Source organism: Amycolatopsis sp. 195334CR (genome assembly GCF_017309385.1).
Classification (GTDB): domain Bacteria; phylum Actinomycetota; class Actinomycetes; order Mycobacteriales; family Pseudonocardiaceae; genus Amycolatopsis.
The window spans coordinates 80,958-94,055 of sequence record NZ_JAFJMJ010000001.1 but is presented as its reverse complement, the minus strand read 5'-3'; the positions used below and the strand labels follow the sequence as shown (position 1 = coordinate 94,055).

Below are 13,098 nucleotides of genomic sequence, written 5' to 3'. Positions count from 1 at the left end.
GGTCTGCACCAATGCGGCATTGCCCTGCTGGTAACTACGCGTCCTTGTAGCCCAACGACACCGCGCCCACGTGCTGGACGAGGAACGCGCTCGCGCAGGAGAACGTGTTGGCGACGGCCGCCCTTGGCATACCGACGACTTCTGCTCCGCCTGAACCTGAGCCCGTGGTGATCGTGGTGGAGTTGTCGACGCACGACATCTCGCTCGGCGTCAACTTCGACGATGCGAAGTGCCTCTGGCGGCAGGCCGAGTGGACCATCCGCGATGGCGCGGGCGCGATCATGGCGACGGGCAAGCTCAAGTCCGGCGAGGGCGTCGTCAGGTACTTGGAGCCGCTCTGCGAGTGCGCGTGGCGGATGCCGCGCATCGAGGTGGCGGTCTGGTTGAGTCCTATCAGCTTGAGGTGACCACCGAGACGATCGGCGGCAGGAAGCGCACAGCGTCGGAGACGTTCTTCCGTGCCGACACCGTCGGGCCGGTCTTCCTGCACTACCCACGCCCCTGACCCTGCGCCACCGCTCGTTCACTCTAATGGAGCCTTACCGGCGAAACGGACTTACCAGTAATTTTTGACCGGGGTTCGCCAGTGCCACGACGCAATTTACGAGGGGGTTGACGCGGGCACTTTCTACTGCTGGTAAATCGGCTGATCAGAGTAATTTCGCCGTCCGCTGGTTGTGTTCGCGCTAGGTCATACGTGGCTTGATCTGCTGATATAGCGTCATGTCTGGGTGATGGCGTGCCCTTGTGGTGCGCTCAAGAGGGGAATGTCATGGTGTTGCCTCGCTCGAGGCTGCGCTGGGCCGGTGTGGCCGTGGCGCTGACCGTATCGATGATCGCTTCGTTATTTTCCAACGGAACAGCAATTGCTGACGAAATTGGAGCGGTGTCACCGGAAATTGCGTCGGCGCTGGCCAAGGCGGAATCGAGCGGGCAGGAAGTGCCGGTCGCGTCGGAGACCACGGAGTATGCCGAGGTGGTCGCCGGTCCGGACGGGGCGCTGGTGTCGCGGCAGAGCCTGGAGCCACAGCGGGTGCGCCGAGGTGACGCGTGGGTGCCCGTAGATCTGACGTTGGAGACGCGACCGGATGGCACGATCGGGCCGAAGGCCGGGTTCGTGGATGTGCGTTTCTCCGGCGGTGGCACGAGCGAGCAGCCACTGGCGTCGGTGGTGCGCGATGGTCGTGAGGTAGGGATCGGGTGGCCCGGAGCGTTGCCTGCGCCGGTGCTCGATGGCGCGGTGGCGACGTATCCGGAGACGTTGCCCGGCATCGATCTGGTGCTGACGGCCAAGGCGACCGGGTACAGCCAGGTGCTGGTGGTGAAGAACGCCGAGGCCGCACAGGATCCGCGGTTGAAGGAGATCGCCTTTCCCAATCACGCGGTGGGGGTGACGCCGCGGTTGACCGCGGCCGGTGGCATCGAGGCCGTCGACAACGCGGGTGTGGCGCACTTCCTCGGTGATGCCTCGAAGATGTGGGATTCGCGCGGCTCCGGCCAGCAGCGAGCCGCAGCGGCCGCGGAGACCCCCGCGACGGCGACCATGGACGTCGACGTGACCGACTCGGCTGTGGTCGTGCGCCCGGACGAGGCGTTCCTCAAGGATCCCGCGCGGGTGTATCCGGTGTTCATCGACCCGGAGTACTGGTGGGCGGGCGCCAAGCAGAACCACGTCGTGGTGCAGAGCGGAGACTTCGCCAACGCGCGCAACTTCAACCGGACCGACGGCGACCTCGCCGACCTGAAGGCGGGTTACCAGAACGGGTACCTGTCGCGGTCGTACTTCAACTTCGACGTGTCGGCCATGCGTGGCAAGGTGATCCACCGCGCGGCGGTGCGGACGCGGGTCATTCACTCCTGGTCGTGCAACGGTGGGCCGACGGAGTTGAACCTGGCCGGCGGGATCGGGCCGGACACGACGTGGAACAACCAACCGTGGGTGGCAGGTCACTACGGCGACATCAGCCGGTCCAACCACGCCGCGTACTGCCCGAGCGACGGTTGGTCCGACGCGCCCATCACCGATCTGATGAAGGCCGCGGCGAACGAACAGTGGACGAACATGGTCTTCCGGCTCAAGGCGCGCAGCGAGGGCTCGACGTCGGACTGGCGGCGGTTCGATCTGAACCCGGTGCTGGAGGTCGTGTACAACAGCGTGCCGGACAAGCCCGGCCAGTTGGGCATGGAGAACGGTCAGATCCCTTGTGCCAGTGGGGAGAACCGGCCGTACGTGTTCACGCCGACACCTCGCCTGCGGGGCAAGCTGACCGATCCCGACGCCGGCACGCTCCAGGCGCATTTCAGCCTGCACAAGGGCGCGGTCGGGGCGAGCACCCAGATCTGGACGGGCTCGACCGGCAACATTCCTTCGGGATCCTTCGCCGAGGTCACGGTCCCCTCGGGCCTGGTGACCGAGGAGGGCATCTACAACTGGTCGATGTCGGCCAGCGACGGTGGCAGCCCGTCGTCGTGGGTGGGCAGTTGCGAGTTCGCGGTCGACAAAACGGTTCCCGGCCAACCAGGGGTCAGCTCCACCGACTATCCGGCTGGGGGAAGCCCGGCGGGTGGCCTGGGGCAGACGGGGACCTTCGCCTTCACCGCCAACGGAACCACCGACGTGCGGCACTACCTGTGGTCGGTCAGCGAGCAGGAGCACGACGATCCCAAGACGCGGGCCGATGCCGACGGACTCGGCGGCCCGGCGGTAGTCCGGTGGACACCGGTCAGCGAGGGCCTGCAGACGATGTTCGTGCGGTCGGTCGACCGCGCCGGGAACCTGTCCGAGATCGTGAAGTACCGGCTGAACGTGCGCTACGGTGATCCGCTGCTCGGGAACCTGACCGGGCACTGGAAGCTCAACGGCAATGCCGATGACAGCAGCGGCAACAACCGGCACCTGGCGGGACCGAGCGGAACCACCGCGGGCTACGACGGGCAGGCGGCGACACTGGACGGCCTGACCCAGCGGCTGTCCCGGCCTGGTCCGGTGGTGGACACGTCGAAGAGCTTTTCGGTTGCGGCGTGGGCGAAACTGGACAAGGTCGGCGGCTGGCCGACGCTGCTGTCCCAGGACGGCGTGACGACCAGCGGGTTCCAGCTCCAGGCCACCCACGACGGGCGCTGGGGCGCGGCGATGTTCAGCCAGGACGTCAACGGTGGCGGGACGCACGCCCGCGCGGTCGCGACCACCCAGGTGCAGGTGGGTGTGTGGACGCACCTGGTCGCGGCCTATGACCACGGTTCGGGCAGGTTGCGCCTCTACGTCAACGGTGCGCTCGCCGCCGAAGTCGCCCACACCAGCACCTGGTCGGCTGGTGGTGACTTCCAGGTGGGTGCCTCGCAGTGGAACGGCGGCCGGGTCGACTTCTTCCCCGGCGCGCTGGACGAAATCCGCGCCTATCAGCGGGTGATCGTGCCGTCCGAGGCCGCGTTGCTGGCCAATCAGGCGGTACTGCGGGCCCACTACCCGCTGGGCGAAGGCAGCGGGTCGACGGCCACGGATTCGGTTTCCGGTGCGCAGGCGCAGTTCGGCGGTACGGCCGCATGGTCACAGGGCGAGTACACCGGCGCCAAGTTCGCCGGCCAGGGCGGCGCGGGATTCGGTGTGGTCACCGCGCCGCGGCCGACCGTGCGCACGGATCGTTCGTACACCGTGTCCGCCTGGGTGTACCTGGACGAGGCCAATTTGGGTGCCCGTACCGCGGTGTCCTTCGGCGGTGCGCAGTATTCGCCGTTCATGCTTCAGTACCGGCCGGAACTGAAGCGCTGGAACTTCCTGGTGGCACTGAGCCCGACGGCGGAAGGCGGTTGGTGGATTCCCGCCGCCGGCGAGGTCGCCACGGGCCGCTGGGTGCACTTGACCGGGGTTTACGACCTCGCCGCTGCCGAGGCACGGGTGTACGTCGACGGCGTTTACTCAGGCCGGGTCACCGGGGTCACCGGCTGGAACGGAACCGGGGACCTGCTCATCGGCGCCGGCCGCTGGAACGGCAAGGACGCCGATCCCTGGCAGGGCTCGGTGCGCGGCGTCCGGCTGTACTCCGGTGCGCTCTCCGACCAGCAGATCGGGCAGTTGCCCGGCGCGGACCTCTGACGCTTCTCACTTCTCTTCACCGGGTTCGGAAGGAACTACCGTGACCGCCAGACCTGTCCTGCGCACGCTCGCGCTGTTCGTCGGCTTGGCCGTGGGCAGCACGACCGTGGTTGCCACCGCTCAGCCGGCTGACCCCGTCTACGCCAACCTGCCTGCGTTGCAGCAGGAGGCTTCGGTGCCCGGGCACGACGTGCCGGTGGCGCCGTTGCCCGCGAACCCGGTCGACTCGGTCGCGGTCACCGAACTACCAGGGGCGCAGTGGCCGGCTGCCGCGACGGCACAGGTGTCGCTGGCGGCACCGGCAGCCCAGCGCAGTGCTGAGTCGGTGGAGGACTACCGCCCGGCAGGCGATCTGCCGGTTTCCGTGGCAGCGACGGGCGCGGGAATGGCTGCTCGCTCTGCGGAACCCGGGCAGGTCGAGGTGCGCACGTTCGACCAGGACGCGGCCACGCGGGCAGGCGTGGACGGAGTCCTGGTCAGCGTCGCCGACCAGGGTGGAGCCGCGGGTACCGAGCTGTCGGTGCGGGTGGACTACAGCAAGTTCGCCCACGCTTACGGCGGCGACTACGGGTCGCGTCTTCGCCTGCTGCGCATGCCTTCCTGCGTGCTGACCACGCCGGAGAAGCCGGAATGCCGCGACGGTGAACTGGTGCGGACCGACAACCGCGCCTCGAAGCAGGACGTCACCGGTGAGGCCACCATCCCGGCTGGGCCAGAACCGGTCGTGTTCGCGGTGCAGGCGGCACCCAGTGGCGCTGGTGGCTCGTTCGGAGCATCCGACCTCAGCCCGGCGGGCAGCTGGTCCGCGGGCGGTTCGAGCGGCGACTTCACATACTCGGTCCCGCTGCGCGTTCCGCCGGCTTCGGCCGGTGTGGCACCGAAACTGGGCCTCGGCTACTCGTCGGGCGCGGTCGACGGGCGCACGAGCGCTACCAACAACCAGGCCTCGATCGTGGGTGACGGCTGGGAACTGAGCACCGGTGGGTTCATCGAGCGCCAGTACAAGCCGTGTTCGGAAGACCTGGGCGGCAACAACCAGCAGCGCAAGACCGGTGACCTGTGCTGGGCCACCGACAACGCCGTGCTCAGCCTCAACGGCGTGTCCGCGGAACTGGTCAAGGTCCCGAACAGCAATTACTGGAAGCCCAAGCACGACGACGGCTCCCGCATCGAGCGTCTCACCGGCGCGGTCAACGGTGACAAGGACGGGGAGCACTGGAAGGTCACCGCCGCTGACGGCACCCAGTACTTCCTCGGCCTGAACCGGCTACCGGGCTGGAAGGACAACGACCCGGTCACCAACTCGGCCTACACGGTGCCGGTGTTCGGCAACAACAAGGATGAGCCCTGCAACGCGACCGCGTTCGGGGATTCGTGGTGCCAGCAGGGCTATCGCTGGAATCTCGACTACGTCGTCGATACCAACGGCAACGCCACCACCTACTACTACGACGTCGAAACCAACCACTACGGCCGCGACGAAGCCGGGGACAAGCAGACCCCGTACATCGCGGGCGGGCAGGTTCGCCGGATCGAGTACGGGCTGCGGTCGAACGCGTTGTTCGCCCCGGCGCCGGCACGCGTGTGGTTCGACACCGTCGAGCGCTGCCTGCCGACGGCGACTTTCGCCTGCAACCCGGATCAGCTGAACAAGGACACCGCGAAGTCGTGGCCCGACGTGCCTTTCGACGCGATCTGCAAGCCGGGGGACCTGTGCGACAACAAGAACTCCCCGGCGTTCTTCACCCGCAAGCGGCTGGTGAAGGTGCTGACTCAGATCCGGGCCAAGGTGGAGGGTGCGGCGCAGTGGCGTGATGTCGACTCCTGGGCGCTGCGGCACCAGTTCCCGGCTACCGGGGACGGCCTCTCACCCGCGCTGTGGTTGACCAGCGTTCAGCACATCGGGCACGTGGGCGGTACGGCCAGCACGCCGGAGATGGTGTTCCACGGCCAGGCGTTGCCCAACCGGGTCGACACCAACTCCGACAATCGCCCGCCGATCACCCGGCACCGCGTGCAGCGCGTGGTCGGCGAAGCCGGTGGCGTGGTCGAGGTCACCTACTCCGGCCCGCAGTGCGTCGCGGGTACGAACATGCCCGCCAACGCCGAGCACAACACCATGCGCTGTTTCCCGACCTGGTGGGTGCCCGAGTTCGGTTACGAGCGCGAACTCGGGTGGTTCCACAAATACCGTGTCGACGCGGTCTCCCAGGATTCCCGGACCACCGGGCCCTCGATCCAGAAGACCTACTACGAGTACTCGGACAAGGCTGCTTGGCATTTCGACGATGCCAAGTTCACCGAGATGAAGTACCGCACGTGGTCGCAGTGGCGTGGCTACGATCTGGTCCGCACCATCGTCGGCGAGCCGGGCACCACCCGGTCGATCACCGAGGAACGGTTCCTGCGCGGCATGGACGGCGATCGTCTGCCCAACAACGGCAAGCGCTCGGTGCAGGTCACCGATTCCGAAGGCGGCAAGGTCACCGACTCCGAGCAGTTGGCCGGGTACTCCTGGGAAAGCCTGCAGTACGACGGCACCAAGCTGGTCTCGGCGTCGGTGAAGGACCCGTGGGTGAAGGGCCCGACCGCGACCGACGGCGACAACCAGGCGTTCATGACCAACACCGCCTCGGTCCGTGGCCGCACCCTGCTCGGTGACGGGACCTGGCGACGCACCACGGTCAACAACCGGTTCGACGAGTACGGCAACATCGACCAGGTCGAGGACCTCGGCGACACCGGCAAGACCGGCGACGAATCCTGCGCCAGGACCACCTACGCCTACAACACCACCGTTGGGATCATCAACCGGCAGGCCGCGGTGCGCACCATTGGCCAGCCGTGCTCGGCCTATCCGGGTGAGGCCCAGCACCTGATCTCCGACGTGCGCACCTCGTATGACGATCTGCCGCACGGCACCCCGCCCACCAAGGGCAACGTGTCGCTGACCGAACGCTGGACCGGCAACTCCTACCAGGTCAACCAGCGCACCAGCTACGACGACCTCGGCCGTACCACCAAGGTCGTCAACTCCGAGAACCACGAAGTCACCACCAGCTACGCACCCGGGCCGGAGTTCCTGGTCGACACGGTCACCAAGACCGACCCGCTCAAGCACACTGCGGTGACCATCTTGGAGCCCGCGTGGGGGCAGGCCACCGGCGAGATCGGGATGAGCGGTGAACGCGCCGACGTGGCCTACGACCCGCTCGGCCGGGTCACCAAGATGTGGAAACCCGGCCGCAAGAAGGATCTGCAGAGCCCCAACGGCGAGTTCGAGTACGAGTACCGCACCGACGGGCCCACCACGGTCACCACCCGTGCCTTGCGCGACAACGGCAGTTACAACACCAGCTACACCCTGTTCGACGGGCTGCTGCGGGAACGTCAGCAGCAGCTGCCTGCGGTGAAGAGCGGCCGTATCATCAGCGACTTCTTCTTCGACTCCCGCGGTCTGCAGCACAAGGTCAACGGCGCCTACTTCAACGACCTCGCGCCAGGCAAGACCCTGCACGAGGTCCTCGACAACGCGGTGCCCAACCAGACGATCAACGAGTTCGACGCCCTGCAGCGCGAGACCGCGGTCATCTACCGCCACAAGGGCGAGGAGAAGTGGCGCACCAGTTCGTCCTACGGCGGTGACCGCACCACCGTGGTCCCGCCGCGCGGCGGTACGACGACGACGGTGATCAAGGACGTCCAGGGCCGGATCGTCGAACGTCGCCAGCACCACACCGCAGACCCGGCCAGTCCGTTCGACACCACCCGCTACACCTTCAACAGCCGCGGTCAGCAGGAGTCCATGACCGGCCCGGACGGGGCGGTCTGGCGCTACGACTACGACGAACTCGGTCGCAAGAAGGCCGATCACGATCCCGACAGCGGCACCAGCACCTACACCTACGACAACCTCGACCGCCTGGTGACCAGCACCGATGCCCGTGGCCACGTCCAGCGCACCGAGTACGACGCCCTCGGCCGCAAGATCGCCGAGTACCAGCGTCCCGGTGCCGACCAGCCGGAGGTCAAGTCCGCCAGCTGGGCCTACGACTATCTCAAGAAGGGACTGCTCGACTCGTCCACGCGCTGGGTGAACGGGCAGGCTTACACCAAGAAGGTCAACGCATACGACGACGCGCTGCGTCCCACCTCGACCAGCGTCGTCATTCCCGACACCGAGCAGGAGCTCAAGGGCGACTACAAGTTCACGTCCGCGTTCGACCTCAACACCGGTGCGCTGCTGAACGAGATCCATCCCGCGGCGGGCGGCTTGGACCGGGAGGCCATCCAGCACCGCTACAACAGCGTCGGCCTGCCCACCATGACCTTCGGGGCCGGCACCTACGTCTCGGACCACCTCTACACCCAGCACGGCGAAACGCTGCGGCTGACCATGGGGTCCGGGTCCAAGACCGTCACCTCGTCGATGTTCTACGAGGAAGGCACCCGCCGCCTGCAAGGGGTCGAGGTGCAGCGCAACACCGCGAACTCCTACCTGGCCAACCGCACCTACGCCTACGACCCCGCCGGGAACATCACCAAGATCGACGACGCCCCACCCGGTTCGGCGCGTGATGTGCAGTGCTTCTCCTACGACTACCTGCAGCGCATGACCCAGGCGTTCACCCCGGCCAGCGGCAACTGTGAGCAGCAGCCCACCGTCGCGGGGCTTGGGGGAGCGGCACCGTACTGGAACGAATACAAGTACGACACCAGCGGCAACCGGACCGAAGACGTCCAGCACCGTGCCGACGGTGACGTCACCCGCACCTACGACTACGGCGCCGCGGACGGCAGCCAGCCGCACACCCTGCGCTCGGTCACCCAGGTCGGGCCCAATGGCACCGCCAAGGACGAGTTCGGCTACGACGCCGCCGGGAACCAGACTCTGCGCAACGTCGCTGGCTCGCCGCAGACGATGGAGTTCGACACCAGCGGCCGCAATACCAAGGTGACCGAGCACGATGGCCGTACCTACGACTACCTCTATGACGCCGATGGCAACCGGCTGATCAAGCGCACCGCCCAGACCACCACGCTCTACCTCGGTGGCATGGAGCTGCGCCTGGACAACACCACCAAGACCGTCTCGGGCAGCCGCTACTACAACCACGGCGGCTCCGCGGTTGCTGTTCGGACTTCCGGCCCGCAAGGGAAACTGTCCTACCTGCTCGGTGACCACCAGGGCACCGCGGGCATGAGCGTGGACGCCGAAACCCTCGACGTCACCACCCGCCGCCAGGACCCGTTCGGCAACGAGCGTGGTGAGCAGCCGCAGACCTGGCCGGACGAGAAGGGCTTCGTCGGCGGCACCAAGGACGAAAGCGGCCTGACCCACCTCGGCGCCCGCGAATACGACCCGAAGAACGGCCGGTTCACCTCCGCGGATCCCGTCCTCGACCAGGACGACCCGCAGCAGATGAACGGCTACGCCTACGCCAACAACTCGCCGGTCACCAACTCCGACCCCAGCGGCCTGTACTGGAAGACCGTCAAGACCACCAAACTGGTCATGAAGACCTTCGCCTTCAAGGCGATGTGGTGGCTGGCTGCGATGCCGTTCTTCAAGTTCGTCCTCATCTCGTACTGGGTGATCCAGGTCTTCGTCTACCGCGTGTGGATCGAACCGCCCTGGAAGGGCCAGGCCTCCCAGCAGGTCAGCGACGAACAAGCCGCGCGTGAAGCAGGCCTCAGCCTCGCCGAGTACGAAGAAGCCAAACGAGCCGCCGCGGACAAACGCACCTGGATCCAGGTCGCCATCGAACACGGTGGCGAGATCGTCCAGGAGATCGTCGGTGTCAAGGGTGTCGTGGACAACTGCTTCGACAACTTCAACCTGGTGCAGTGCGGCCTGGAAATCGTCTCCGCCCTGCCATGGGCGAAGCTGATCAAAATCGGCAAGATCATCGGCAAGATCGTCGAAGCCTTCGAGAAGACGGTCAACTGGATCCGCGGTCGTGAGAAAGCAGAAGCAAGTCTCCGCAGCGTCGAGCAAGCCAAGGAACGTTTGCTGAGCAGTTGCACAAAATCTCACAGCTTCGTGCCCGGCACCCTGGTGCTGATGGCTGACGGGACTCACAAGTCGATCGATCAAGTCACCCTGGGTGATCGCGTGTACGCCACCGACCCGACGACCGGGGAATCCGGCCCCCGTGAGGTGGTTGCCACCATCGAGAGCGGCGGTGGTATGAAGAATCTGGTCGACATCACCGTGACTGGTGACCACTCGAATGTCCAGCTTCTAGGCATGGTGACCGCTACCGAAGGTCACCCGTTCTGGGTGCCGGAACTGGGTAAGTTTGTGCCCGCCAAGTATCTCCGTGCGGGGATGTGGCTCAAGTCGAGTGATGGATCGTATGTTCAGGTCGCGACTGTGCGGGCTTGGACTGGTTCCAGTCGTGTGCACAACCTGACGGTTGAAGCAGACCACACCTACTATGCCCTCGCGGGGGCAATCGGTATCCTCAACCACAACTGCTCGGGTGGCCCAGAGGTCGGCCCCGGCGCCTCGCTTGACAACATCTCAGGAGGTGAGCAACGTCGAATCCAGAACGTCGCGGACCGCCTCAATACGCCAGTGTCATTGGTGGGAAGCCGAGCGAAAGGAACGGCTCATGGAATGTCCGACTGGGACTATGTAATTCCTGGTATCAATAGTAGAAATAGGAGCAGGGTGCAAACCTCTCTTCCGCGTGGAAATGAATGGCTTGGTCGAAATAGGGAGCGGATCGATATATTTTCCGGTAGTCTGGTTACCAGTGAGCCTTATATAACTTTCCATCCAAGGGTGAACTGACGATGTCAAAGGTTGATGTAAATTTAATTTCCAGGCAGGGAAATGAGGCGTTAGTTAAGCTTTCTGATAGGCAGTATCCAGGCCTGTTAGTGCAAGGTGACTCTCTGAAAATTCTGGCCGATACGATCGCTGAGGCGGTTGATGCTGCACAGTTGGGAAACCTTGAGGATGTTTCCTACGTGACTCGCGAGTTGATGGAAAAAATCGGAAGCATGATGAAAAATTACGAAGATATGATGTCGTCCAATGGGCTCAAGCTTCCCTACTTCTGAGGCGGGCATGAACTGTTCTGCCGCAGCGAGTTTGCTGCTCTATTTTGATGGTGGGGTTGATGCCGGTTCGTCGGGTTTGATATGGGCGAGGCGTCTTCAAGCGCGATGTGGCTGGCTGCTGAAGGCTGAAGTTTGATGATGGAGAAGGTGTTTTGATGCTCGCCCCGAGGTTGCTGGAACCGGCGGCTCAGGAACTGCTGAATTATTCGGGTGACCGCAGCGCGACGGATGTGGCGCGGACGGCGCGTGAGTTGCTGGATTCGCGTTTTGATTCGTGCACTTTCACGTATGTGCTGATGCGTGCTTTCGACGTCGAATTCCACGCGGCGTGCGAGGCGGCCCGCTGGCACGAGTTCGACAACGGGCCGCGTTCGCTGTCGGACGCGGATCTGGAGACGTTGCTGCGTCCCTGGCTCGCTAGGAACTGACGAAGTGCACGTCGTAGGCGTCGGCGTCTAGTACGGCTTCGCCCCGGGCCAGTTGCCGGAAGTAGTCGAACCGTTCGACGCCGGGCGTGAGCAGCACGAGCAAGTCGGTGGGATGGCCGGGCGCCGCGCCGAACGCGTGCGGCAGGCCGGGCGGTACGACCACCAGATCGCCGCGTGAGACCTGGGTGTGCTCATCGCCGAGTACGAACTCCGCTACGCCGTCGAGTACGTAGAACACCTCCGTGGATTTCGCGTGGTAGTGCGTTTTCGCGCCGGCCGCGCCCACGCCGAGCACGAGGCGGTTGGCGCCGAGCGCGCCGTCGGTGTGGCTGGCGTCGGCGAGCAGGTGGAACGCGCCGCCGCCGGGCAGGGTGAGGACTTCGGCGGCGTCGGCGCGGCTGATCTTCGTCATGGCCCCAGTCGACACCGGGAAGAAAGCGCGGGCCAGCGGCGGTTGGAGATCGTGGGGATCACCGATCGAGATGGGACGCGCGATGGAGCTGCGGCAGCTGCGGTACTTCGTGACCGTCGCGGAGGCGGGCGGGTTCGGCCGGGCGGCTGAACGGCTGCACATCGTCCAGTCGGCGGTGAGCCAGCAGATCGGGCGGCTGGAGCGCGAGCTGGGGGTGCGGCTGTTCGACCGGTCGACGCGGCGCCTCGCCGAGGGCGGGGAACGCCTGCTGCCCGAGGCGCGGGCCGCGCTGGCGGCGGCGGACCGGGTCCGTTCGGTGGCGGCCGAGGTGGCCGACGGCGGCTTGGTGCGGTTGGGCACCGTGCACGGGCCGGGGGACCGGATCTCGCGCACGCTCGGTGCGCTCGCCGCCGTGGCCCCGGACTTGCGGGTCCGGCTCAAACGGCTCGCCCCGGCCGAACGGCTTGCCGCGGTGCGATCGGGCGAACTGGACGCCGCGTTGGTCCGCGCGCTCCCCGCCGCACGGCACCTGGAAGTCCTCCCGGTGTGGCACGATCCGCTGCTCGTCGCGTTGCCCGAGGCCCACCCGCTGGCCGGGAAACCGTTGCTGCGCCTGGAAGATCTCGCCGACCTGCCGATCCGGCTGGCACCGAGGGCGGACAACCCGCCGTTCCACGACCTGATCCGCGACGCCTGCGCGGCCGCGGGCATCGAGCCACCGGACGGGCCGCCGTTCACCGGCCTGCTGGAGACCATGGCCGAGATCGCCGTGGGGGCGCCGTCGTGGACCGTGTTCTACGAAGTGGCCGCGCCGCCGTCGGTGCCGGGGGTTGCCGTACGCCCATTGTCGGGGCCGGTGCTGACCACCTCGCTCGCCGTCCGCCCGGGCCCACCCGGCCCGGCGGTCCGGCACCTGCTGACCGCCCTCGCCCAGACTTCTGGGACGGTGGCGGGGTAAACCAGGGAAGCGCTTTTCAGGCCCGCTGCGCGAAACCCGGGCCCGGCAAACGTATTAGTGCAGGATAATTGTTTCCTGTCCGCGCCTTTTCCCGGGCAGTAAAGCACCGGATAACAATCTTGAGCGCGCGCCTGGA

Annotated in this window: 7 protein-coding genes; 6 read left to right on the top strand and 1 reads right to left on the bottom strand. The window is 66.1% G+C overall.

What is annotated here, in order from left to right; genetic code table 11:
- Positions 1-164: 164 nt before the first annotated feature.
- The 5 genes from JYK18_RS00440 (at position 165) to JYK18_RS00420 (ending at position 11,592) form a co-directional block, all read left to right on the top strand.
- A complete protein-coding gene (locus tag JYK18_RS00440; protein WP_206799022.1) occupies positions 165-407 on the top strand; it encodes a hypothetical protein in 243 nt (80 codons plus the stop codon).
- Between the two features lie 407 nt (positions 408-814).
- Positions 815-4,093, top strand: a complete 3,279-nt coding sequence (locus JYK18_RS00435; RefSeq protein ID WP_307795735.1) for a LamG-like jellyroll fold domain-containing protein — start codon at positions 815-817, stop codon at positions 4,091-4,093.
- A 40-nt stretch (positions 4,094-4,133) separates the two neighbouring features.
- Positions 4,134-10,892 carry an RHS repeat-associated core domain-containing protein gene (locus JYK18_RS00430; RefSeq protein WP_307795734.1) on the top strand — a complete coding sequence of 2,253 codons (6,759 nt, stop codon included), beginning with the start codon at positions 4,134-4,136 and terminating at the stop codon, positions 10,890-10,892.
- 2 nt (positions 10,893-10,894) lie between these two features.
- Positions 10,895-11,164, top strand: coding sequence for a hypothetical protein (locus tag JYK18_RS00425; protein WP_206799021.1), 270 nt, complete (start codon positions 10,895-10,897; stop codon positions 11,162-11,164).
- Between the two features lie 155 nt (positions 11,165-11,319).
- Entirely contained in the window at positions 11,320-11,592 is a 273-nt protein-coding gene (locus JYK18_RS00420; RefSeq protein ID WP_206799020.1) for a hypothetical protein, read from the top strand.
- Here JYK18_RS00420 and JYK18_RS00415 read toward each other — a convergent pair.
- Entirely contained in the window at positions 11,582-12,004 is a 423-nt protein-coding gene (locus tag JYK18_RS00415; RefSeq protein WP_206799018.1) for a cupin domain-containing protein, read from the bottom strand. The genes JYK18_RS00420 and JYK18_RS00415 overlap by 11 nt on opposite strands.
- 82 nt (positions 12,005-12,086) lie before the next feature.
- Between JYK18_RS00415 and JYK18_RS00410 the strand changes: the two genes are divergently transcribed.
- A complete protein-coding gene (locus tag JYK18_RS00410) occupies positions 12,087-12,962 on the top strand; it encodes a LysR family transcriptional regulator (RefSeq protein WP_206799015.1) in 876 nt (291 codons plus the stop codon).
- The last annotated feature ends 136 nt before the right edge of the window (positions 12,963-13,098 follow it).

Bases quoted from the DNA above. Each gene is read 5' to 3' on its own strand.
- JYK18_RS00410 (WP_206799015.1), top strand. From the start codon at position 12,087: ATGGAGCTGCGGCAGCTGCGGTACTTCGTGACCGTCGCGGAGGCGGGC.
- JYK18_RS00425 (WP_206799021.1), top strand. From the start codon at position 10,895: ATGTCAAAGGTTGATGTAAATTTAATTTCCAGGCAGGGAAATGAGGCG.
- JYK18_RS00420 (WP_206799020.1), top strand. From the start codon at position 11,320: ATGCTCGCCCCGAGGTTGCTGGAACCGGCGGCTCAGGAACTGCTGAAT.
- JYK18_RS00415 (WP_206799018.1), bottom strand. From the start codon at position 12,004: ATGACGAAGATCAGCCGCGCCGACGCCGCCGAAGTCCTCACCCTGCCC.